General features: G+C 36.4%; 23 protein-coding genes. 6 read left to right on the top strand and 17 right to left on the bottom strand.

Translation table 11 applies throughout. From position 1 onward, the window contains the following. Positions 1-5 precede the first annotated feature (5 nt). The 5 genes from JNG87_RS02940 to ruvC all read right to left on the bottom strand — a co-directional run bounded on the left by JNG87_RS02940 (position 6) and on the right by ruvC (position 3,544). Entirely contained in the window at positions 6-203 is a 198-nt protein-coding gene (locus JNG87_RS02940; RefSeq protein ID WP_110011496.1) for a KTSC domain-containing protein, read from the bottom strand. Between the two features lie 98 nt (positions 204-301). Continuing rightward, positions 302-994: a T9SS type A sorting domain-containing protein gene (locus JNG87_RS02935; RefSeq protein ID WP_110011495.1), complete on the bottom strand. Its 693-nt coding sequence runs from the start codon at positions 992-994 to the stop codon at positions 302-304. A 5-nt stretch (positions 995-999) separates the two neighbouring features. Beyond that, positions 1,000-1,593, bottom strand: coding sequence for a phage tail protein (locus JNG87_RS02930; RefSeq protein WP_137905655.1), 594 nt, complete (start codon positions 1,591-1,593; stop codon positions 1,000-1,002). Between the two features lie 173 nt (positions 1,594-1,766). Then, the gene (locus tag JNG87_RS02925; protein ID WP_202841599.1) at positions 1,767-2,837 is read right to left on the bottom strand and encodes a DUF4407 domain-containing protein; all 1,071 of its coding nucleotides are present in this window, start codon (positions 2,835-2,837) and stop codon (positions 1,767-1,769) included. A gap of 152 nt (positions 2,838-2,989) precedes the next feature. Further along, complete coding sequence (ruvC, locus tag JNG87_RS02920) at positions 2,990-3,544, bottom strand: crossover junction endodeoxyribonuclease RuvC (RefSeq protein WP_034692903.1); 555 nt, start codon at positions 3,542-3,544, stop codon at positions 2,990-2,992. 101 nt (positions 3,545-3,645) lie between these two features. On the opposite strand from ruvC, the gene JNG87_RS02915 reads away from it, so the two are divergent. Further along, on the top strand, positions 3,646-4,131 hold the full coding sequence (locus tag JNG87_RS02915; protein ID WP_137905656.1) for a hypothetical protein: 486 nt from the start codon (positions 3,646-3,648) through the stop codon (positions 4,129-4,131). 2 nt (positions 4,132-4,133) lie between these two features. After that, a complete protein-coding gene (locus JNG87_RS02910) occupies positions 4,134-5,492 on the top strand; it encodes a M64 family metallopeptidase (RefSeq protein ID WP_202841598.1) in 1,359 nt (452 codons plus the stop codon). Between the two features lie 29 nt (positions 5,493-5,521). Here the strand turns inward: JNG87_RS02910 and JNG87_RS02905 are convergent, their stop codons facing one another. From JNG87_RS02905 to JNG87_RS02880, 6 genes are all read right to left on the bottom strand, one after another. Continuing rightward, positions 5,522-6,046 (bottom strand): 2'-5' RNA ligase family protein, encoded by a 525-nt coding sequence (locus JNG87_RS02905; protein ID WP_202841597.1) that lies wholly within the window; start codon positions 6,044-6,046, stop codon positions 5,522-5,524. 28 nt (positions 6,047-6,074) lie between these two features. Further along, entirely contained in the window at positions 6,075-7,187 is a 1,113-nt protein-coding gene (locus JNG87_RS02900; RefSeq protein WP_202841596.1) for a serine hydrolase domain-containing protein, read from the bottom strand. A gap of 211 nt (positions 7,188-7,398) precedes the next feature. Beyond that, complete coding sequence (locus tag JNG87_RS02895) at positions 7,399-8,109, bottom strand: diphthine--ammonia ligase (protein WP_202841594.1); 711 nt, start codon at positions 8,107-8,109, stop codon at positions 7,399-7,401. A 154-nt stretch (positions 8,110-8,263) separates the two neighbouring features. Continuing rightward, positions 8,264-11,611 carry a methylmalonyl-CoA mutase family protein gene (locus tag JNG87_RS02890; protein WP_202841592.1) on the bottom strand — a complete coding sequence of 1,116 codons (3,348 nt, stop codon included), beginning with the start codon at positions 11,609-11,611 and terminating at the stop codon, positions 8,264-8,266. 260 nt (positions 11,612-11,871) lie between these two features. Beyond that, entirely contained in the window at positions 11,872-13,119 is a 1,248-nt protein-coding gene (locus JNG87_RS02885) for a hypothetical protein (RefSeq protein ID WP_202841591.1), read from the bottom strand. Further along, on the bottom strand, positions 13,116-13,514 hold the full coding sequence (locus JNG87_RS02880) for a hypothetical protein (protein ID WP_047435683.1): 399 nt from the start codon (positions 13,512-13,514) through the stop codon (positions 13,116-13,118). Before JNG87_RS02880 ends, JNG87_RS02885 begins: the two co-directional genes overlap by 4 nt. Positions 13,515-13,715: 201 nt before the next feature. Between JNG87_RS02880 and JNG87_RS02875 the strand changes: the two genes are divergently transcribed. Beyond that, entirely contained in the window at positions 13,716-14,048 is a 333-nt protein-coding gene (locus JNG87_RS02875; RefSeq protein ID WP_202841590.1) for a hypothetical protein, read from the top strand. 41 nt (positions 14,049-14,089) lie between these two features. On the opposite strand, the gene JNG87_RS02870 is transcribed toward JNG87_RS02875, so the two are convergent. Next, a complete protein-coding gene (locus JNG87_RS02870; protein WP_202841589.1) occupies positions 14,090-15,187 on the bottom strand; it encodes a DUF3667 domain-containing protein in 1,098 nt (365 codons plus the stop codon). 347 nt (positions 15,188-15,534) lie between these two features. Here JNG87_RS02870 and rplM point away from each other — a divergent pair, with 347 nt between their 5' ends. The 3 genes from rplM (at position 15,535) to rpsB (ending at position 17,352) form a co-directional block, all read left to right on the top strand. Then, complete coding sequence (gene rplM / locus JNG87_RS02865) at positions 15,535-15,990, top strand: 50S ribosomal protein L13 (protein ID WP_002976217.1); 456 nt, start codon at positions 15,535-15,537, stop codon at positions 15,988-15,990. A 6-nt stretch (positions 15,991-15,996) separates the two neighbouring features. Continuing rightward, entirely contained in the window at positions 15,997-16,383 is a 387-nt protein-coding gene (gene rpsI, locus JNG87_RS02860; protein ID WP_002976218.1) for a 30S ribosomal protein S9, read from the top strand. 207 nt (positions 16,384-16,590) lie between these two features. Continuing rightward, positions 16,591-17,352 (top strand): 30S ribosomal protein S2, encoded by a 762-nt coding sequence (gene rpsB, locus JNG87_RS02855; RefSeq protein ID WP_002976219.1) that lies wholly within the window; start codon positions 16,591-16,593, stop codon positions 17,350-17,352. Positions 17,353-17,550: 198 nt separating this feature from the next. On the opposite strand, the gene JNG87_RS02850 is transcribed toward rpsB, so the two are convergent. From JNG87_RS02850 to JNG87_RS02830, 5 genes are all read right to left on the bottom strand, one after another. After that, positions 17,551-17,988, bottom strand: a complete 438-nt coding sequence (locus tag JNG87_RS02850) for a DUF6759 domain-containing protein (protein WP_202841588.1) — start codon at positions 17,986-17,988, stop codon at positions 17,551-17,553. A 6-nt stretch (positions 17,989-17,994) separates the two neighbouring features. Next, positions 17,995-18,687 carry a DUF6759 domain-containing protein gene (locus tag JNG87_RS02845; RefSeq protein ID WP_202841587.1) on the bottom strand — a complete coding sequence of 231 codons (693 nt, stop codon included), beginning with the start codon at positions 18,685-18,687 and terminating at the stop codon, positions 17,995-17,997. Positions 18,688-18,702: 15 nt separating this feature from the next. Next, positions 18,703-19,380: a tRNA (guanosine(46)-N7)-methyltransferase TrmB gene (gene trmB / locus JNG87_RS02840; RefSeq protein ID WP_202841586.1), complete on the bottom strand. Its 678-nt coding sequence runs from the start codon at positions 19,378-19,380 to the stop codon at positions 18,703-18,705. Between the two features lie 96 nt (positions 19,381-19,476). Beyond that, on the bottom strand, positions 19,477-20,241 hold the full coding sequence (locus JNG87_RS02835; RefSeq protein WP_202841584.1) for a DUF6759 domain-containing protein: 765 nt from the start codon (positions 20,239-20,241) through the stop codon (positions 19,477-19,479). Positions 20,242-20,530: 289 nt separating this feature from the next. After that, a complete protein-coding gene (locus tag JNG87_RS02830; RefSeq protein ID WP_110011478.1) occupies positions 20,531-21,325 on the bottom strand; it encodes a hypothetical protein in 795 nt (264 codons plus the stop codon). Between the last annotated feature and the right edge of the window lie 44 nt (positions 21,326-21,369).

The following is a 21,369-nucleotide window of genomic DNA, read 5'->3' as shown; positions in this document are numbered from 1 at the left end:
ATTTTTTATTCCATCTTCCTGTACTTAAACCTTGGCTTAATAACTTTATTAAGAAATTGCCCCTTAGATCTAGCTTTTCTAAAATTTTCAACAATATCAGGAGGTACCTTAAGATAATCATAAACTGCTCCCGACTGATATATAATTTTTAATATTTCAGTATCCGGAAAATAGATGAAATGATTGACAACACTTGAAGGCATACTTCATTTCATGCAAAAAACATTCCTTGCCATAAAATAAAAAGCTTCCGAAATTTCCGAAAGCTTCAGTAATTGATTTCTTGAAACAGAATATCATTCTATTTTTTCATGAATTTAAATTGATGTATCTGAAAATTCCGGGTATTTATTTTTAATATATATCCTCCGGGAACAAGTTGTGAAACATCAATCTTGGAATCAAACATTTCTGATTTTACCAGACGTCCGTCAATATTGTAAATCTGGATGGTTAGCCCATCGTCAATACCGGAAATAGTAATAAAATCAACCACAGGATTAGGGAAGATCTGAATTTTATTTTTTGAAAGGTCTGAAGTTCCTAATGTAGTGGTCTGTACATCACCTGTCATGGTGGAGTTTACTGCAGTAAGATTTCCTCCACATTGCCCGTTAGTCATTGCTGTATTTTCAACCCAGGTTCCGATACTGTTACCGGGAGGTATCGGAACAGAATTATTACCTGTTGAGTTATAATAAATCAGATAAGGAGTTGTAAAAGTTCCGTTTCCTTCATCACCAAGAAATTCCCATCTTGTAAGAGCATTGTTCCATTGGATTTTAAATTCACAGGTACCTAATCCACTACAATCCTGTCCGCCATCAATAGGACTGGTCATGTAGATGTTCTTACTAAAGGCATCTACTCCTGTTTTGTTAAATACATACGTATTAGGTGGGCTATCAAACAGATTGGGACATCCACTGAATGTTATTGTCTGTGTAAAAGCTGAGCTTCCTATAACAAGACATAATAAGTAAAGAATTTTCATAACGATTAGTTTTGAGATGGATAGACTCCTGCTAATGCAATGATACATTTCAGCGTAATAAACGGAGGTCTGTTTTCATGAGGCTGGCTTCCTCCTGTGCTTCCTACCATTGTGTTTTTCATGGTCGTATTTGCCGCTGCATCGGAATATTCTTTGTCAAGTGTTTTGGTGTCTGCCGGAAGATTATTGGTTGGAGAATTTTGATTTCCTTCCGTTGTTACAGCATTCACGGTATGATTATGAGCCGGCATTTGTGTTACCAATAATGTTACACTCTCAGTTCCTCCGGTTTCTCCCATGGTGTACATTGTAGGGCCGCCCGGTGCCTGTCCGTTATGAACAAGTACTCTTCCCCGCATATCAGGTAAAGCAAATGTGGTAACTCCGTTTCCTCCATAAGTGGTTCCTAACAGTGAAAAAAGTGCTTGATTTTGCGCGATGGGCAGAAGCTGCCCATTACATTCTGCCCAGTATTTTGGAGCAAAATTATAAGGTACAAAGGCTATTTGCCCTAAAAATGGTTCTGATGCCTGTGCTTTTAGAGCGGGAACAAATGCACTGCATATCAGCAGTGTACATGCAAAAATTAAGTTTTTCATGATAGCAAGAATTTTAAGTAGTATAAAATTAGAAAATATTTTACATAAAATGCTTGATTAAAAGAAAAACCTTTCGTTATATAACAAAAGGTTAGATTTTATTTATTGAAAATTGATTTATTATAGATTTTTTCTCTAATATTTAACAGCTAATAATGTATTAAATGATCATTTTAATGTTTAAGATTATCTTTAAAATCATCGATTCTGAAATCAGTCAATGCATTTCCTTTTTCAATTTTTTCTTTAGAATACAGCCTGAAATCATTTTCTGTTTTTTCTAAAAGATAATCATAGGGTCCTATATGAGAAATCAGTTTTACCAGAACCGGAGAAATCTCAAGGCAGATAAACAATCCCATGATAAAAGTGGCTGCAAGCCCAATGATGGCAGAATTCTTACCAAGTTCGTCCAAAGCCTGAAGCCTTGCTGCAAAACCATTGAATTTATCTTCAAATGTTTCTGTAGATTTTCTTTCCGTTTCCAGATTTGTGTATACCTTCGATATTTCTTTGTCTAAATATTCCAGCCTTGGAGCCGCTTGTTTCTGATAATTTTCCAGATCAAGTCTGCGTTGCTCCTTCAGTTGCTGTTTACGTTTTGCATTGGGACCATAGCCTTCTTTTCCACTGGTAAGTCCGGATTGCTTACCCAGAATTTCTTTCTCAAGCTCTACCGAAGCCGAATCATATGCCTGCTGATACTGAGCGATTTTTCCTGAAATCTGCTGCTTTTCTGTTTCAAAAGGACCGCTCTGCTGAAGAATTCGCCCGTTCATTTCACCCTGCAGTTGTTTTTTATTTCTTTGAATAATGGTATTCAGCTGTTTGTTGACTTCTTTTTCAAAAATTTTAAGTTCTAAAGGTTTGGAAATAATAATTCCCAGGAACGTAGCAAGGATGAGACGCGGAATAGCCATCAGAATCTGATTCCACCATGTTCCTGTTTTTTTGATGGAAGAAACAATATAACGGTCAAGATTGAAGATCATCAGACCCCACAGGATTCCAAATCCTACAGCCGCCCAGATATTGTCGAATACTGTATACATTGCATAGCCTGCAGACAAAGTAGCGAATACTGCAGTGAAAAGTACGATACCCCCGATACCGGAAAACTTGTTCCATTCACTCGGAGTTTTTCTTAAAATATGGATGTTCCCGCCTGAACATACCATCAGAAACTTTTGGAACCAGTTTATTGTATGAGTCCCTTGATTTATAGTTTGTTGGTTTGTTTTCATAACTGAAAATTTATACAAAGGTAGTACTAAAAATCATACCAATGTAAAAGATAGTATTATGTTTTACCAAGTAATTGTGTTTGTTTGGGTAAAATGCTGTTTTTTAGAATGTTAAATTTTGTTTTTGAAAAATTGAAAAAAGAATGTGGAACCTATTTCAATCTGTCCGGATTTTGTTTAAGAAAGCTCTCCCATCCGGAATACGATTTCGTATCTGCTATTGTCCCGGAATTAAAATGATGACATACAGCTACGGCAAGACCATCGGAAGCATCTAAATATTTTGTAGGAAACTCCTTTAATTTAAGAAGGTTCTGAAGCATTCCTGCTACCTGTTCCTTGCTGGCATTTCCGTTTCCGGTGATCGCCATTTTGATTTTTTTTGGAGAATATTCGGTTATAGGAATATTTCTGTAAAGACTGGCTGCCATAGCAACGCCCTGAGCACGGCCAAGTTTTAGCATACTCTGAACGTTTTTCCCATAGAAAGGAGCTTCAAGAGCTACTTCATCAGGATGAAACTCATCAATAAGAGAAAGGGTTCTTTCAAAAATATACTTCAGCTTGGTTTCGTGATTGGGATATTTTTTCAGGATAAGTTCATGAATAGAAACCATCTCCATTTTTCCTTTTTTTACGGAGATGATACCAAATCCCATTACCGTTGTCCCCGGGTCAATTCCTAAAATTATTTTCTCTGAAATCATTGCTTCAAAGATAGGACTTTCTATGTTTTTTTAGTGGAAAAAGTATTGGTAATGATTTTCGTTTATGTTTAAAATTTTAATATCTTTAAATAAAAATGATCATGAAAAATGTATTTAATGTATTAATTGTTCCTGTCTTTCTCTTGTTTAGCCTTAAAGAGAGAAATAATTTAGTTCAGAATAAGCATTCAGAAGCTTTTACAGCAAAGAGCGAACGGATCATTTATTTGTTTTTCAAAGCAGATAAAGATCAGTCGGGAAATGCAAAAATTACTCTCCAGAGTACTAAAATTGCAGATGGCAGATTGAAACAGATGCCTTCATTTGAAAGAAACAACATCCGTAAGGGTGATCTTGTGATTACATTAACAGGAGCTGACGGAAAAGAAATGGGTAAACAGCTGGTGAAAGATCCTTTCAATCCTGAACTGGAAGTATATGAAAAAGAGGGAATATCCAGACATAAAGCTTCCCTTCAAAATACCGAATTCAGTGCCAGGTTTTCTTACTCTGAAAATGTACAGTCGGTAAAGATTGAAAAAGCAACTGAGGATGGTGCACAAGTAATATTCACACAAAAACTATAATCATGAAAAAAACTTTATTATCCCTTTTAATAGGAAGCAGTTGTTTTGCCCAGACTTTTGAGACCGTTCCGCTATTACAGAACGGGGACAACAGTAAGCGGATTGTTATTGCAGTGTTGGGAGACGGGTTTACCGCTGCACAGCAAACTGCTTTTACAACATCGGCTCAGAATACGATCAACTATCTTTTTACGAAAAGTCCTTATACAGAATATAAGAATTACTTTAATGCCTATGCGGTAAAAGTAATTTCCACAGAATCAGGAGTAAAGCATCCCGGAACCGCAGCAGATGTTGCAGAACCTGTAATTCCTGTAACTAATCCCAATAACTATCTTGGGTCTACTTTCGATGTAGGAGTTCACAGATGTATATACAGCAATACTACCAATAAAGTAGGACAGGTTCTGGCCGCCAATATCCCGGATTATGATATTACTTATGTGCTGGGTAATTCTACAGAATACGGAGGTTGTGGCGGTACCTATGCTTTTGCTTCACTCAACGGTTCTTCCAATGAAATTGTAGTGCATGAACTGGGACATTCCTTTGGAAAATTGGCCGATGAATATTGGTTTTCCGGTTCGCTGGAATCTCCCAATAAAACACAAAATTCTAATCCGGCAACGATAAAATGGAAAAACTGGGTAGGATTAAATGGGGTAGGAGTATATGCCCATGCTGAAAGCCCAAGCTGGTTCAGACCCCATCAGAGCTGTGAAATGAGATATCTTAACCAGCAGTTCTGCTCTGTGTGTAAAGAGGCAATTATTGAAAGGATTCATACTCTGGTTTCCCCTGTGGATTCCTATACTCCGGCCAATAATACAGCCGTTGATGCTACATCCAATGTTACCTTCACTGTGAATGAAATTCTTCCCATTCCGAACACGCTGGTCAATTCATGGAGCTTAAACGGAACGGCTCTGGGAGCAACGGGAAATAGCATAACGATTACTCCCGGACAACTTAACAACGGAAATAATACTTTGATATTATCGGTAGTGGATAACAATCCGCTTTTAAAAGTAGACAATCACAGCACACTCCATGTTACCAATGTTTCATGGACACTGAGCAAATCAACTCTTAAACTCTCAGAAGTCAAAGCGGAAGAGCGTCGTTTCAGTATTTACCCTAATCCTACAGGTGGCGAATTTTTTATTAAGGGCAAACAGGGCTTTTCAAAAGATGTAAAAGTAGAAGTGTATGACGCTTCAGGAAAACTTATTCCATCCAGATTTGAACTGAATGATTCTGCAATACGGGTTGATATTAAAAACTATCCGACAGGTACGTATCTGTTGAATGTAAAAGAAAATAAAAACCTGATCATTTCTCAGAAAATCATTAAAGAATAATTACACGAAACCGGCTCTGGGAGCCGGTTTTATTTTTCCAGTTTTTTCTCTGCTATGGGTACCCACCGTCCGTCATGGCGAAGAAGTATTATTTTATCTACTAAGAATTTAGTTTTGTATTCCATGTTTTCATATTTTTCCCAGGCTTTAAGATAATTTTCCCAGGTCAGATCTCTGTATCCTACAGTCATATGCGGATTAAACGAATACTTTGCGAAATTAAAACGCTCTTTTACCCTATGATAAAGTTTTGTTAATTGACTACTTTCTTTGGGCTGAATATAGAGGACAGGATTTTTAGGATTGGGAAAGCTTCCAAAACCATCCAGTTCTACTTCAAAAGGTATAATTTCAGTATTGATCTTCTGAAAAGCAATATGAATATCCTCCTCCAGCTCAATTTCTCTTGAAAAGGGAGGGAAGAGTGTAATATGTGCTTCATTTTTCAAAGCCTTGGAATTGGCATAATTGGTTGCCAGATCTTTTTTAAAGACTTTTATTTCCTCAATAATCTCCTGCGGCGGATAAACTGCAATGAAATACATTTTTTTCATACGGCAATTTTTTTTTTACTTCCGGGAATTAATGTTTTATCCTGAGCTGTGTAAGCGTATTCTCAAGATGATCAGTGATCCTTTTTACTTCAATATGAGGTCTGAAGATCGCGCCTTTTCCTCTTTCTTCATCTGCAATATTAGACAGAATAATCACAGACGTTTTGGTGTCCGGATAATAAATATTTAAAGAAGGAGAACCTTTTACATAACCACTGTGGAAATAGGAATTGGGTTGGCCGATGTTAAGCATAATTCCGTAAGCATAACCCATTTTCCCAAAGATAGCATGGCGTCTTTCCGCACTTTTGGCCATGAAGAGTTTCAAGGTTTCGGGTTTTAGAATTTTCCCGCTGTACAGAGCATTATTCCATAAATGAAGATCTTCAATGGTAGACAGTATTCCTCCGGCAGGTGTTCCGATTTCCGACCCGCCTAATCTTTTCGGCATATTGGGAACCTCAGAGAATTTAGCAGGAGTACCAACATAAGCACTGGCAAAGTTATTTCCTTTGAAAATGTCTCCTGTTGAAGAATGGGACATTCCTGCTTTTTTAAAAAGTTCCAATGCATTTTCATGATAGGATTTTCCGGAGACTTTTTCCACAATTTTTCCAAGTGCATTAAAACCATCGTTGGAGTAATAGAAATCTGATCCGCTTTTAAACATCAGCTTTCCACCCATCAGGTTCAATCCTGAAGTGTGGTTTAACAGTTGGTGAATCGTAATGTTTTCATATTCTTTGATCTGAAATTCCTTCAGGTATTTTGAAGCCTTATCTGTCACATTCAGTTTTCCATGCTCCATCTGAAGTAAGATTAAAACAGCGGTAAATTGTTTGCTCACAGATCCTATCGCAAAAATGGTATTGCTGTCAATTTTAGTTTTCTTCTTAAAATCAGAATATCCGTTTTCTCTTCTGTAAAGAGGAATGGTGTCTTTAAAAACAGCAATGCTTCCATTGAAATGATACTTTTTAAAAGCAGAATCAATCTGTTGTTCCAAAAGTGTTTTCTGAAAAGCTGAGATGGTAGAGTCTATAATTGCTTTTTTATCAACCGGGGCAATTTTTGGACCCTCAGTTGTTGTACAGGAAAATAAAAAACAGAAAAAAGACAGGAATAATAAATTTTTGATCACAGGTGTTGTATTTTTAAATGATGATTATACTCTTAAAGATACTAAAATATCCTGAAGAGCATTAAGAGAAGCAAATTGCGTGCTAGGATAGGCTGCTGGAACAACTTTATATAGATTTAATCAGCTTTTGTGGAATATTTCAATGTTATGAATAAGGGTGTTGCTGAGGAAATAATACATTGAAAGAACCTGTGGAAGAAAGCTCGCAGGTTTATCTTAATATCAGGTCACTGAACCAGAAAACATATTCTCCGTCTTCTTCTTCAGGACTTGTTTTAGGCTTAGGATAAGTCTTTTTGACGGTTTCCCCGATTTTGAATTCAACAGGATTTTTGAAAATAGGTCCATCAAAAGTAAAGGTATGGAACTCTCCGTTTTCTCCGCACGGATCTACATTTTCAGGAAGGTCATCAATGAATTGCTGATCAATAATCCTTCCGGCGAAGTTTTTATCAAGATAAGATCCGTTCACACATGTTACAATCGTTTTAAAACCAAGGTCCAGAAATTCACTGATGAGGTCAGTTGTATTTTGTTTCCATAGAGGAAATAAGGCTTTCATACCGATAGCATTTAATTGGTCTTCCCTGTATTTTCGCAGGTCTTCCAGAAAAATATCTCCGAAAATGGAATGGGTAATGCCCTGAGCCTGAATTTCAGTCATTGTCTTACTCATGATCTGTTGGTATTCTTCCATGGATGGTTCTTTTGGAAGTTCCATTTTGATCAAAGGAATCCCAAGGCTTTCTGCCTGTTTTTCTAAAAGCGATACATGAACTCCATGCATAGAAATCCTTTGAAACTCCTGATTGATGCTGGTAAGCAGTGTAGAAATCTCATATTGATCCTCCTTTAGTATTTTATAAAGAGCAAGGGAAGAGTCTTTTCCGCTGCTCCAGTTGAATAATGCTTTTGGTTTCATTGTAAAAATAAATCTGTCAAAAATAAGGATTTAAGAAGGGTTTTGAAATTAAATCAGATGACGAAATAGTGTTCTTGGTTTTTATTACAATTAAAATAAAAACCTCAAAGAAATCCTTTGAGGTTTGATTTATAAAAATGTTTGCTGTATAGCCTTACATATTTCTTCTGTATTTACCGCCTACTTCAAATAAAGCGTTGGTAATTTGTCCTAAAGAACAGTACTTCACAGCATCCATCATCACCTCAAATAAGTTTTGCTGGTTGATGGCTGCATGCTGAAGTTTTCTTAAAGCTTCCTCAGACTTATTTTCATTGGCCTGCTGGAAGTTGTGAAGAGACTCAATCTGTGCCTGTTTCTCCTCTTCCGTAGAACGGATAACTTCTCCCGGTAGAACGGTTGGTGAACCATCTTTTCCTAAGAAGGTATTCACTCCGATAATAGGATATTCACCGGTATGCTTCAGCCATTCGTAATGCATAGATTCTTCCTGGATTTTTGAACGCTGATACATCGTTTCCATCGCTCCGAGAACACCGCCTCTTTCTGTGATTCTGTCGAATTCCGTATATACAGCTTCCTCTACAAGATCCGTTAATTCTTCAATGATGAATGATCCCTGAAGCGGATTCTCGTTTTTAGCCAATCCTAATTCTTTATTGATGATTAACTGGATTGCCATCGCTCTTCTTACAGACTGCTCGGTAGGAGTAGTGATCGCTTCATCATAAGCATTGGTATGAAGTGAATTACAGTTATCGTAGATCGCATACAGTGCCTGAAGCGTGGTTCTGATATCGTTGAAATCAATTTCCTGAGCGTGCAGTGAACGTCCCGAAGTCTGGATGTGGTATTTCAACATCTGGCTTCTTTCGTCTGCTCCGTATTTTAATTTCATCGCTTTTGCCCAGATTCTTCTTGCTACACGTCCGATTACTGAGTATTCAGGATCGATACCGTTGGAGAAGAAGAAAGATAAGTTCGGTGCAAAATCATTGATATCCATTCCACGGCTTAAATAATATTCAACATAAGTGAACCCGTTAGCCAGTGTAAATGCTAATTGGGAAACCGGATTGGCTCCAGCTTCAGCAATATGGTATCCCGAAATAGAAACAGAGTAGAAGTTTCTTACTTTTTCTCTGATGAAATATTCCTGAACATCACCCATTAATCTTAAGGCAAATTCTGTAGAGAAAATACAGGTGTTCTGTGCCTGGTCTTCTTTTAAGATGTCCGCCTGAACAGTACCACGAACCGTAGCAATTGTTTTAGCTTTAATTTCTGCGTATATATCAGCAGGAATCACTTCATCACCGGTTAATCCTAAAAGCTGTAATCCCAAACCATTGTTGGATGGAGGAAGTTCACCGTTATATTTAGGTCTTTCTAACCCTTTATCGTCAAATTTTTCCTTAAGCTTAGCTTCTACTTTAGACTCTAAACCGTTTTCTTTGATATATTTTTCAACATTCTGATCGATGGCAGCATTCATAAAGAAGGCCAACAGCATCGGTGCAGGACCGTTGATCGTCATTGAAACCGAAGTTAGTGCGTTGACAAGATCAAATCCGGAATATAATTTCTTAGCATCATCCAGTGTTGCAATAGAAACTCCCGCATTCCCGATTTTACCATAAATATCCGGTGGTAAAGCAGGATCCTGACCATATAAGGTTACAGAGTCAAATGCAGTAGATAAACGTTTTGCAGGCATTTCTGCAGAAACATAATGGAATCTTCTGTTGGTTCTTTCAGGGCCTCCTTCTCCTGCAAACATCCTTGTAGGATCTTCACCGGTTCTCTTGAACGGATAAATACCTGCCGTGTAAGGGAAGCTTCCCGGAAGGTTTTCCTGGCCTTTCCATCTGATCAGATCACCCCAGTCATTGTATTTTGGTAATGCAATTTTAGGAATTCTCAGGTGAGATAAAGACTCAGTAGAAGTTTCAACTTTAATTTCTTTTCCTCTTACGAAATAAGAATAAAACTCTGCATGGAATGCTTTTTTTGTATCATCCCAGGTCTTCAGGAAATCGATATTTTCTTGTTGCAGCTCTTTTTCCGCCTTTTGGTATTCAGCATCCAGAATATCATTGGAAATGATATTTTTTACGCCTTCAATATGATACATTTTTCTGGCCAGTTCAGCCTGTTTCTCAATATTGATGTCGTATTGTTTATTGTTTTCAACAATTTCAGAAAGGTAACGGACTCTTTTTGGAGGAATAATCGTTACTTCTTCTGTCACTTCCTGTTCTACAAAAGTTTTTAGATTCAATCCGGAGAATTTATCGTTTACTTTTGAAATTAATCTGTTGTATAATTCTGTTGTTCCATGATCATTAAACTGAGACGCCTTGGTAGCATACACCGGCATATCATCTAATGGGCTTTCCCATAGCAAATGGTTTCTCTGGAACTGTTTTCTTACGGCCTGAAGAGCATCCAGTGCTCCACGTTTGTCAGATTTATTCAATGCTACCAGATCCGCATAGTCTAACATGTCGATTTTTTCCAGCTGAGTAGAAGCTCCGTATTCAGGAGTCATTACATACATGGAAACATCTGCAAAATCAGAAACTTCTGAACCAGACTGCCCGATTCCCGAAGTTTCAAGGATGATGACATCCGGATGAGCCAGTTTTAATACATTCAGTGCAGAATGAATAAATGGAGAAACAGAAACGTTGTTTTCTCTGGTTGCCATAGAACGCATATAAACTCTTGGATCATTGATTGCATTCATACGGATTCTGTCTCCCAATAAAGCACCTCCGGTTTTCTTTTTCGAAGGGTCAATGGAAATAATAGCGATTTTTTTGTCTGTATTGGAACGTAAGAAACGTCTTACCAGTTCATCCGTTAATGAAGATTTACCTGCTCCTCCGGTACCTGTAATACCAATGATTGGAATAGTCAGATCTTTAGACTTTTCGTCAATAGCTTTTACAAGCTCAGGTTTTTCTTCTGAAAAGTTTTCTACGGCTGAGATGATTTGTGCAATACTTGATGGATTTTCAAAGCTAATATTGTCAAGATCTTTTGCGGTAACATCTTTTCCTGTTGCAAAATCTGATCGTTGTACCAGGTCATCAATCATTCCCTGAAGCCCAAGCTCACGGCCGTCATCCGGAGAATAAATCCTGTCGATACCATAAGACATAAGGTCTTTGATTTCTTCCGGAAGGATTACACCGCCTCCGCCGCCAAAAATTTTGATCTGCGGTGAGTTTTTTTCTCTCAAAAGGTCATAGATATATTTGAAATATTCATTGTGACCTCCCTGATATGAAGTTAATGCAATAGCATTGGCATCTTCCTGGATGGCTGTATTTACAACTTCCTCTGCTGATTTATCGTGTCCCAGGTGGATCACTTCGCATCCTGTTCCCTGAATCACACGACGCATAATATTGATCGCAGCATCGTGCCCATCAAATAATGAGGCAGCAGTTACGATTCTTACCTTGTTGGTTGGAGTATATTTTTGGGTTTCCATAAAAATTCTAGACAGTTTCTAAGTTCTCAAATATAGCAATAAAATAAAAACCTCGTATTGTAGAGTAAAATTCTGATTTTTAAACGTTTATGATAATTGTTTTTTGAGCTCGAAAAACTTTGTTAGAGGCTAGCTCTGTATTTTACAGATTATTACACTATTCTGTAAAAATATAAATGTCAGCAGATAATAACCCGCTGACATTTTTTCTTTTGTGTCATGAAGTTTGGTCTTTATTTCATAAAAAATGATCTGTATTATTATTTTTCTGAAAAAAGTGTTTTTCTTTTGCTGTCCAGTCCCCAGTTTAATCCTAAAAATGTAATAAGATTATTCTTGTCACCATAATTTTTTCCAAAGGCAGCATTGATATACACACTGTCAGACACTTTATAGTTGATGACTCCATTGGAACGGTAGGTATCATCCAAATCGCTGCTTCTGTAGATGAACTCATAGCCAATAGAGAATCTGTTGTATACAAGCTCTATTTTGCCACCGAAATCATAATTATCAGTCCTGCTGAATCCGCTGGCTGCATCATAAACCGTTTTATCCTGCATGTATCTCGCAACAGCATAGAAATTTAATCTTTTTTCAATCTTTGAAGCATCTGTGGTAGAGGCTTCTTTGATAATTACTTTTGATTTTTCATTATTTTGATCTTCTTTTTTCTGTGGAGTTTTTGTTCTTTCCAGATTGATCCCGGAGCTCATGGTTATCCAGAATCCCAATTTCCCGAATTGATTATTCTTAAACTGATTATCTAAAAAGAAAGTACTATAGGCCGAAGCTACATCCAGTTGAAAAGCAGGTTTTTCGTCAAGGTATTTTTTATAATTTTCAGTTTCCGCTTTGTAATACTCTGTGGCAAATTCTTCTAGCGCTTGTGCAATTTTTTTCTCTTTTTCACTTTGGGTGATATTGGAAGCATATATATCTTTATATTTCTGTGATTGATAAAACTCACTCTGAATATCAGTTAATGCCTTTGAAATATTTTTATTTGAGTCTGTAATAGCCTCTATGTTTTTTTTATTTCTTATTTTAAATACTGTGGTTCGTAATGAAAAAGATACCGAAGGATTTTCAGTGTCAAGATCTTCAATTTTATAATTTCTCAGAAAGGCAAATGAGACAGAAACGTTTTTGGCTTCACTGAAAATGTTATTTTTATACTCATAACTATTATCTGTTTTTTTAATGCTTTTAATGCCGGCATACTTTAAAGCATCCATTTCCGTCAGAGGAAATAAATGAGTAGGAGTAAGTTCTACTGCATAAGCATTGGGAAGACCGTCGTTCTCGCTGAATGAATTGACAATACTGGACATAAAAGCCTTTTTTGATTTCGGGGTCTCCAGATCAGAACTTGCCAAGCCGAGAAGCATTACACTTGGTGCATTGGAAAGCTCGAGTTTGTTTAACTCTGCACTGATTTCTTTGCTTTGAGCAAACAATAATGTCATATTAGACATCAGCGCTGCTAGTAGTACTATCTTTTTCATAGCTCAACTTTTATGTATTTATAAACACCATAGATAAACTTACCGGATAAATCATCAGTTGTTTTACCTTCAAAAGGATTGAAATGAAAATTCCTGGAAGGAATCTGAGGAAATTCAAACTTTATCCTGCATGTATTGATTAAAATCTGCAGATGATTTACCTGCATATTAATATTGAAAGAAGTCGCGAAAAGTAAATGATCTGATGCTAAATCTGCTTTTGGAATGGTAAAAGAAAATTTATCATCATTTAAATTGTTATCATCTATTCTCTTTCCATTAATGATAAAATGAGGGTCGCCAAATTGTGTGTTGGCACTGATTATTACATTCACTTCAACATTATTTTCTTTAAAGTGAGTGATTTTTACTGTTTTTTGAGGGATTTTTTTCATGTCTGTTGACTTTTGGTTTGTGAATTCAGCTCTTAATTTTATTTCAAATGTATAATTTGTAATATTGGTATTCAATTACCTTTTTGGGTGATATTGTATTGCTTTAAAATATAAAAGCAGTCTTTTATTCAATAATTAAATAGCTGCGATGATTCTGTGCCACAATTAAATTTTCTATTTTTGCAGCATATTTTTACACACATGCAAAAAGCGTTGATATATTTCGCATTGGGAACTATAGTAAGCTTCCTGATTAATTATTTCCTTTTAAGTTCAGAAAACATTGGTTTGGAGTTATATTATGCCGTTGCTTTTGGTGCTGCCTGGGGTATTGCTTATTATTTGGATACTCCGGATTTTACATTGGCTAAAAAGCTGGGGCTATCTTTTGTAGTGATGGCTATACTGGTTGGGGCTGGTACTTTAATTTTTAAACTTGAACTGGCTATTCCATCTATACTGAAGTTTTCCATGGTATTTGTGGCCTATTATGTCATCGCAAGTTTCAGGGCAACAAAGTCACTGAGAAAATAAATAAAAAAGAGGCTGTCCGATACGACAGTCTCTTTTTTTTATTAATGAATCATCATGAAACTGATCAGGGCAAGACCCAGCAGTAAAAACATGAAGGCAATAAAGTTAATGGTGAATAATATCATCCCGACAATAATGCTTACCAGACCATGAGCACGATATACGCGCCGGTGAGCAATAAAGAAATAGGCCATCGTGTACAATGACAGGAGTGATATTGCTAAATACAAAATGGTATTAACCGGCCAGAGGTCTGTGAGACCTGCTAATTTGGAGAGTAAGAAAATGAGTAAGATGGTGAGCAGTAAAAATGAGAAGTAATGCAGCGTGAAAATTCCGTGATCAAAATACCACCATTTTTTCTTACTATGGAAGACCCATAAAAAGAATGCGAAAAGAGGAAGATAGATAAAAAGTGCTTTGGGAAGATTATGAAAGGACTTTTCTACCATACCGGCCATAATCTCCTTTTTCTTCACTCCTTTTTCTTTTAGTTCAAAGAATTTGTGAACAATTGGGGCTTCAATAAAACTAAGAGATGACGGATTTTTGGCTTTAGCCGAATCATAAGCCTTTCTGGTTTTGTATTCACCGAAACTAACATCCGGATCTATCTTTTTATCCATGTCAATGATATCTTCTATTTCAGAAGAGTCGGGAACTGCTTTCAGGCCTTCAATGGCAAGAGAGTCTTCCCCATTCAGGTGTTTTTTTGCTTTTATGCTGTCTATCAGCTTTTGTTTTTCAACAGGCTTCATGACTTTCAGTAGATTCGTCTTGCCATTTTCTCCGGTATTTCTCTCTTTCGAAGAACCAATATTAACCATAGGAAAAAGGGCAAACACAAAAAATGTAATAAAACTGACAAAAATATAAAGCTTTACAGGAGGTACAAACTTCTGTCTTTTCCCTTCAAGATAAGTGTTGGTCAGTTTACCAGGTTTAAATAACAGGTTTTTTACAGTTCCCCAGAACTGGCCGTCATAATGCGTAAAATCTTCAATGAAATGGGTAAAAAGAAAATAAAAGGGCTGCCGTCTTTCAGTATTTTCCTGTCCGCAGTGAGGGCAGTACCTTTCTTCAACCTGATGCCCGCAGTTCAGGCAGGTTTTGTCTTCTCTTAGTTTTCCGTGACTCATGGATATAGAATATGATTAACGCAAATATAAATATTTCAATGAAATTATAATGATATCTGGGTATTTTACGGAAATCTTTAAAGTAAAGTTAATAAAAGAAAGAGTTGAGGGAATAAACTCTTTGCTGTTTCATTGTGTTTTTAGAATCTTCGAAGTGTTTCTTTTCATCGGCTCATAAGTTCGCAAGTTTTATGCCAAATTGTAAATAATGTTAAAATCTATTGATAGAGGGGTATAACACATGGATTATATAGATTAAATAAAATATGTTTTTGGGTTACAAAAATAATTTGTACCTTTGCACACCCTTTTAGGGGTAAATTATGTTTAATCTTTAACTAAAACGTGTGAATACATTAAGTTACAAAACTGTTTCAGCGAACAAAGCTACTGCTAATAAAGAATGGGTTGTGGTAGACGCTGAAGGACAGCCGTTAGGTAGATTAGCTTCTACGGTTGCAAAGATTTTGAGAGGTAAGCACAAAACGAACTACACACCTCACGTAGATTGTGGTGATAACGTAATCGTTTTGAATGCTGGGAAAATTACACTTTCCGGAAACAAGTGGGCTGATAAGACTTATATCTGGCATACAGGATATCCTGGTGGACAGAAGTCTATGACTGCGGCTGAACTTCAGAAGAAAGATTCTTTAAAGGTATTAGAGAAATCTGTAAAAGGTATGTTACCTAAAAACAGATTAGGAGCTGCTATCCTTAAGAACCTTTATTTATATGAAGGAACTGAGCACAAACATGAAGCTCAACAGCCAAAAACAATTAATGTTAACGAATTTAAATAATTAATTATGTCTATAGTTCACAAAATCGGAAGAAGAAAAACTTCTGTAGCTAGAGTTTATGTAAAACCAGGTTCTGGTGTTATTACAGTAAACGGTAAAGATGCTAAAGAATATTTCTCTACAGACGTGATGGTTTACAAATTAAACCAACCGTTTATCCTTTCTGAGACTGTTGGTCAGTATGACGTTACCGTAAACGTATTCGGTGGTGGTAATACAGGTCAGGCAGAAGCTATCAGATTAGGTATTTCTAGAGCTTTATGCGAAATCAACGCTGAGTTCAGATTAGCATTGAAGCCAGCTGGTTTACTTACAAGAGACGCAAGAATGGTGGAAAGAAAGAAGCCAGGTCAGAAAAAAGCAAGAAAGAGATTCCAATTCTCAAAACGTTAAGATTTCTCGTTGGCAGATGGCTTATGGCTATTGGCTACAGGAATGTATTAAATTTTTTTTAAACTTAATCTCGGCGAAAAGCCCATTGCCAAAAGCAAAAAGCAGACCGCCAATTGCCCGTTACGTTTAGCATCCAAACGCTTCTCCCATCTAAAGAAGTTGTTGATTGTTTAAAAGACGGAAAGTAAACTAACAAAAACAGAAAACATGGCAAAAGCAAATGTAAAAGACCTTTTAGAGGCTGGCGTACACTTCGGTCACATGACCAGAAAGTGGAATCCAAATATGGCTCCATACATTTTTATGGAGAAAAACGGTATTCACATTGTAGACTTACATAAAACAGCAGTTAAATTGGATGAAGCTTGCAACGCTTTAGAAAAATTAACTTCTGCAGGTAAAAAAGTTCTTTTCGTAGCTACTAAGAAGCAAGCGAAAGAAGTAGTTGCAAAACACGCTTCTGAACTTAATATGCCTTATATTACAGAAAGATGGCCAGGTGGTATGTTAACGAACTTCGTTACTATCAGAAAGGCTGTAAAGAAGATGAATGCTATCGACAAAATGAAAAAAGACGGTACATTCGAAACTTTATCTAAAAAAGAAAGATTACAAGTTGACAGACAAAGAGCTAACCTTGAGAAGAACTTAGGTTCTATCGCTGACATGGTGAGACTTCCATCTGCTGTATTTGTAGTTGATATCTTGAGAGAACACATCGCGGTAACTGAAGCTAAGAAATTAGGTATTCCAGTTTTCGGTATCGTTGATACAAACTCTGACCCTAGAAAAGTTGACTTCGTTATCCCAGGAAACGATGATGCTTCTAAGTCTATTGATATGATCCTTAGCGTAGTTTCTGAATCTATCAAAGAAGGTCAGTCTCAGAGAAAAGCTGATAAAGAAAAATCTAAAGAAGAAGGAGAAAAAGTATCTGCTGATACAGATGCTGATTTCGATGCGGAATAATTGAAGATTTTCTTTAATATAGGAAAAACGCTGGATTTCGATCCAGCGTTTTTTTATTTATATCAGAAATCATTTCTTTGGATTCTTATTTTTGATGTTATGTTTTCTCCGCTTTAAGTGTATTTGTTTCTGCAGGCCTTAATAAAGGGTCAGAATATTCATTAAAATAAAAACCAGCAGAATTCTGCCGGTTATATCTTAATTTGAAAGTTTTATAGAATAAGAAGTTGTGATAAACTTTGTAGACTGGTATACCGAGTTACAAAGAATACCCGATAGTCTGTAATTTTGATTTTTAGGAACCATGGTATATCCAATTTTCCCTGCCCCAATGGGGATTTTCTTGAAGAAATTACCCCCGCTTACCGTAAGCACCATATTGCATGGAGATTTGTTTTCTACAGAAATAGAAGTCCTGGGATTCTTCGGATCATCATTATTCAGAAGGTCGTTCAGAACTTCAGCTGTTTCCGGCTTGTAGGTCTTTATAAGTTCATTATATTCTCTTTCTGTATTGGCTCTGTTGCCTGTTGAATTACCGGCAGGATAGGAGGTTCTTCCCGGATAACCGCCGTAATTTACATTACAACCGGCAAAGATTATTGAAACTCCGGCAAAAACTAATAGTTTTTTCATACTATTTTATTTTTTGATTTTTCTTTTGTTTGATGGCTTGTTTTTCTGAACCTCATCCTTTTTGATTGCACTGGCTTGCGTTTCGGACATTTTTGGGCTGTCCACCGTTACAAATATACTTTTTTTAATATCTTTCTGGGAGAAATATTTTATATCACAGATATTACTACTAAGCGTGTATGAACCTTTATTGATCACAATAAAATTTTCTCCGTGGGCCGGAACAGCGAGGTTATAGAAGTCTTTTCCCTCAACTCTCAATACAATATTACAATCAGAATTATTTTTAAATAAGAGTATAGCCTCCTTGCGTGTAATATCTTCATTGAACATTGCATTCAGAAGCTTCACTGTTTTCTCTTTATGTTCAGCAGAAGTCTCTGTGATAAGTTTTTTAAACTCTTCAGCATCATCTGAATTAGGGTTTTTCATAATGCTTTTAGGGATGTCGGAGATAACAGGCCTTGCTTCCATAGGTTTGGCAGTACGGGCTCCCTTTGTCCATTCAGAGTTTTTTAAAGCAATAAGCTTAGGCTTCAGCACAGTTCTTTTGGGATCATCAGGGTGTGCATTCTTTAGGTATTCTTCAATTTCTTTAATATTCGTGCTTTTTAGAATATCTTTACTGCTTTTCTGAGCCTGTGTAAAGCCGGGAATAAGAAAAGTGAAGAATAAAATCGTTAAAAAATTTTTTTTCATCAGGTTTTTATTTCATCAGCTTATCCGGAATTTGATGTAAGTTATAGTTTTTCCTTTCGCTGAGAATAACTCTTCATAATACGTTTTGATATCTCTCAAATGCTCCGTATTTGGGTCGTATTCCGGGGCACCATAGATATCATGATGAGCAGAAATGATCTCATAACCTGCTCCCTGTAAATATCCCAGCGTATACCCATGCAGGAATTCTGAATCGGTTTTCAGGTGGATAATACCTCCTGGCTTCAGGAACTTTTTATATCGGTTTAAAAAATCCGGATGTGTTAATCTGTGTTTTGTTCTTTTGTATTTAATCTGCGGATCAGGGAATGTAATCCAGATTTCATCTACTTCATTTTCTGCAAAGAAATAATCTACAAGTTCGATCTGAGTTCTCAGAAAAGCTACATTAGTCATGTTGTTTTCTACAGCTTCTTTAGCGCCAAACCAAAATCTTGCACCTTTAATATCAACCCCGATAAAGTTTTTTTCAGGAAATGTTTTTGCGAGTCCTACAGAATATTCTCCTTTTCCGCAACCCAGCTCCAGTATAATAGGATTGTCATTTTTAAAGAAATTTTCTCTCCATTTTCCTTTAAGTTCGAAACCATTCAAAGCATCTTCTCTTGTTGGTTGAATGACATTCGGTAATATTTTGTTTTCTGCAAATCTTGCTAATTTATTCTTGCCCATTGAGTTATAAAATGAGTGCAAAAATAGTGAAAATTTATGGAGTCTCTATGTCTTTTGGTCGTAAAAGACACAGAGATCATTCGTTCCTGGTTTGTGTTAATGGCCTCCTAAAGCGACCATAATTGGCCTTTCAATTGTTTTTTGTGACGCATATTGAGCCCCGCAGACAAGGCTGGTGAAAAGATATTGCCCTTTATCTATCACAATGGAACCTTCACCCTGAGCAGGAACTGCCAGCCTGTATTTGGTAGTTCCTACACCTTCCATTCTTACAATAATATTACAGTCTGATTTATTTTGAATCAAAACGATGCATTCTTTAGTATTGGGATCATTATCAAATAAGGAATTCAGGATCTTTACAGTTCTGTTTTTATGTTCTACAGGAGACACTGCCATCAGCATGTTGAATTCTTCTGCTTCAGTATTAGGAACGGCAGTATTGGCAGCAGTATTTACAACATATGTATTTTGAGCAGTGCTGGGTGTATACACTGTAGTAGATTGTTTTGCCGCAAGCTCAGCTTTATATTTTGCAATCTGCTTTTGTTTGATGATGGCATTCATTTCATCAAAAGTAATTTTGGTAGAAGGTCTTCTCCGTAGCATAGCAAGCATTTCCTGCATATCTTTTACTTTTTGATCAGCAGGATGTGCATTTTTGATATACTCTTTCATCATTTCCATGACCCTTGGTTTAAGAACTGACCTTCGGGGATCATCAGGATGGGCATCCCGTAAAAAAGCATTGATCTCGTAAATATTCTTACTTTTCAAAATATCACTGTAGTCTTTCCCTTTTTTTTGAGAAGACATAGTAACGAAAAACATACAACAAAGAAGTAAAAGTACTTTTTTCATTAATTCATATTAAGTTAGAAATTTGGTGTTTCTCTTTTAATTTGCTTTCACGGATCGGTTAGTTTTTATTTTGATAACGAAATACCAGTGTTTTTATTTTAAACACTTGTTTGTGAGATAAATTTAAACATATTTTTGAATATTAAAGAATAATATGTTCTAAAAGTTGAATAATCCATAGCGTAGCTGCTCTAATGAAGTATCATTGCTGTTTTTCAGCCATTCAATAAAAAATACCCCATGTTAACGTACATGAGGTATAAAATATTTCAAATGATTCTTTTGAATATTAATTGCTGCCTACAACTTCCTGAAGATGTGAGCTTCTTAACCTTTTCTGATAAATAGGAAGATATTTTTCAATAGGGACTTTTATTGCTTCAAAGTTACCCGCCAAAACATAAGCCTGGATATTTTCTGAGGAATACACAAACTGAAGAAAGTTATCAATTAAGTTTTCCGGTATTTTAAATTTTGTGAAATAATCTTTACCCAGATAATTTTTAATCTGTGCTATAGAACTGTTCATTCTTTCATAAGCCTGGTAACGCTGTTTTTTCTTTCTTTCTCCGGAAAGAATATCATAGATGCTTTCCAGACTGAAGGTAAGCCCACCATCACGGAGTCCGGCAACAGGAAGTTCCGGAGGTGTTCCGTCACCTTTTGGTTCAGGAAGACCAATTACTTTTTTTAGAGCGTATGCTTTGTCTTCTTTTCTTAAGGAGTTTACATCATACCGAAGATTTCCGGTAGGTTTAAACCTGCTGAGAACGATTTCCTGAATTTCGTAATACGCAATTTTGAGCTCAACCAGATTTTTCTGCTCCATAGATTGAGGAGTCAGTTTGATGTCTTTTCTTTCGGTCACAATAGAGGTAAACCGGATCACGTCCCCGATATTGGCAGGAATATTAAAATTACCATTGTAGTCCGTGAGAACGGTTTTTTGTGTATTCAGGTTGGTGACATACACCTGATTGAGATATAAAATAGAGTTGTCTCTCAGAAATACCTCCCCGGAATATATTTGTGCATTAATTTTTGCCAGAAAAACCAATAGCAGTAGAGTAAACAGTTTCTTCATATAATGCACAAAATTACATAGAAATAAAGCAATTTTGTGTAATT

Origin of the sequence: Chryseobacterium cucumeris, assembly GCF_016775705.1 — a bacterium.
In the GTDB taxonomy this organism is placed as follows: domain Bacteria; phylum Bacteroidota; class Bacteroidia; order Flavobacteriales; family Weeksellaceae; genus Chryseobacterium; species Chryseobacterium cupriresistens.
Note: the sequence above shows the minus strand (reverse complement) of the source record. Positions and strands in the feature narration are given on the sequence as shown.

What these genes read in the sequence shown, in the direction of transcription:
- JNG87_RS02940 (WP_110011496.1), bottom strand. Translation starts at nt 203, where the DNA reads ATGCCTTCAAGTGTTGTCAATCATTTCATCTATTTTCCGGATACTGAA.
- JNG87_RS02935 (WP_110011495.1), bottom strand. Translation starts at nt 994, where the DNA reads ATGAAAATTCTTTACTTATTATGTCTTGTTATAGGAAGCTCAGCTTTT.
- JNG87_RS02930 (WP_137905655.1), bottom strand. Translation starts at nt 1,593, where the DNA reads ATGAAAAACTTAATTTTTGCATGTACACTGCTGATATGCAGTGCATTT.
- JNG87_RS02925 (WP_202841599.1), bottom strand. Translation starts at nt 2,837, where the DNA reads ATGAAAACAAACCAACAAACTATAAATCAAGGGACTCATACAATAAAC.
- ruvC (WP_034692903.1), bottom strand. Translation starts at nt 3,544, where the DNA reads ATGATTTCAGAGAAAATAATTTTAGGAATTGACCCGGGGACAACGGTA.
- JNG87_RS02915 (WP_137905656.1), top strand. Translation starts at nt 3,646, where the DNA reads ATGAAAAATGTATTTAATGTATTAATTGTTCCTGTCTTTCTCTTGTTT.
- JNG87_RS02910 (WP_202841598.1), top strand. Translation starts at nt 4,134, where the DNA reads ATGAAAAAAACTTTATTATCCCTTTTAATAGGAAGCAGTTGTTTTGCC.
- JNG87_RS02905 (WP_202841597.1), bottom strand. Translation starts at nt 6,046, where the DNA reads ATGAAAAAAATGTATTTCATTGCAGTTTATCCGCCGCAGGAGATTATT.
- JNG87_RS02895 (WP_202841594.1), bottom strand. Translation starts at nt 8,109, where the DNA reads ATGAAACCAAAAGCATTATTCAACTGGAGCAGCGGAAAAGACTCTTCC.
- JNG87_RS02890 (WP_202841592.1), bottom strand. Translation starts at nt 11,611, where the DNA reads ATGGAAACCCAAAAATATACTCCAACCAACAAGGTAAGAATCGTAACT.
- JNG87_RS02885 (WP_202841591.1), bottom strand. Translation starts at nt 13,119, where the DNA reads ATGAAAAAGATAGTACTACTAGCAGCGCTGATGTCTAATATGACATTA.
- JNG87_RS02880 (WP_047435683.1), bottom strand. Translation starts at nt 13,514, where the DNA reads ATGAAAAAAATCCCTCAAAAAACAGTAAAAATCACTCACTTTAAAGAA.
- JNG87_RS02875 (WP_202841590.1), top strand. Translation starts at nt 13,716, where the DNA reads ATGCAAAAAGCGTTGATATATTTCGCATTGGGAACTATAGTAAGCTTC.
- JNG87_RS02870 (WP_202841589.1), bottom strand. Translation starts at nt 15,187, where the DNA reads ATGAGTCACGGAAAACTAAGAGAAGACAAAACCTGCCTGAACTGCGGG.
- rpsI (WP_002976218.1), top strand. Translation starts at nt 15,997, where the DNA reads ATGTCTATAGTTCACAAAATCGGAAGAAGAAAAACTTCTGTAGCTAGA.
- rpsB (WP_002976219.1), top strand. Translation starts at nt 16,591, where the DNA reads ATGGCAAAAGCAAATGTAAAAGACCTTTTAGAGGCTGGCGTACACTTC.
- JNG87_RS02850 (WP_202841588.1), bottom strand. Translation starts at nt 17,988, where the DNA reads ATGAAAAAACTATTAGTTTTTGCCGGAGTTTCAATAATCTTTGCCGGT.
- JNG87_RS02845 (WP_202841587.1), bottom strand. Translation starts at nt 18,687, where the DNA reads ATGAAAAAAAATTTTTTAACGATTTTATTCTTCACTTTTCTTATTCCC.
- trmB (WP_202841586.1), bottom strand. Translation starts at nt 19,380, where the DNA reads ATGGGCAAGAATAAATTAGCAAGATTTGCAGAAAACAAAATATTACCG.
- JNG87_RS02835 (WP_202841584.1), bottom strand. Translation starts at nt 20,241, where the DNA reads ATGAAAAAAGTACTTTTACTTCTTTGTTGTATGTTTTTCGTTACTATG.
- JNG87_RS02830 (WP_110011478.1), bottom strand. Translation starts at nt 21,325, where the DNA reads ATGAAGAAACTGTTTACTCTACTGCTATTGGTTTTTCTGGCAAAAATT.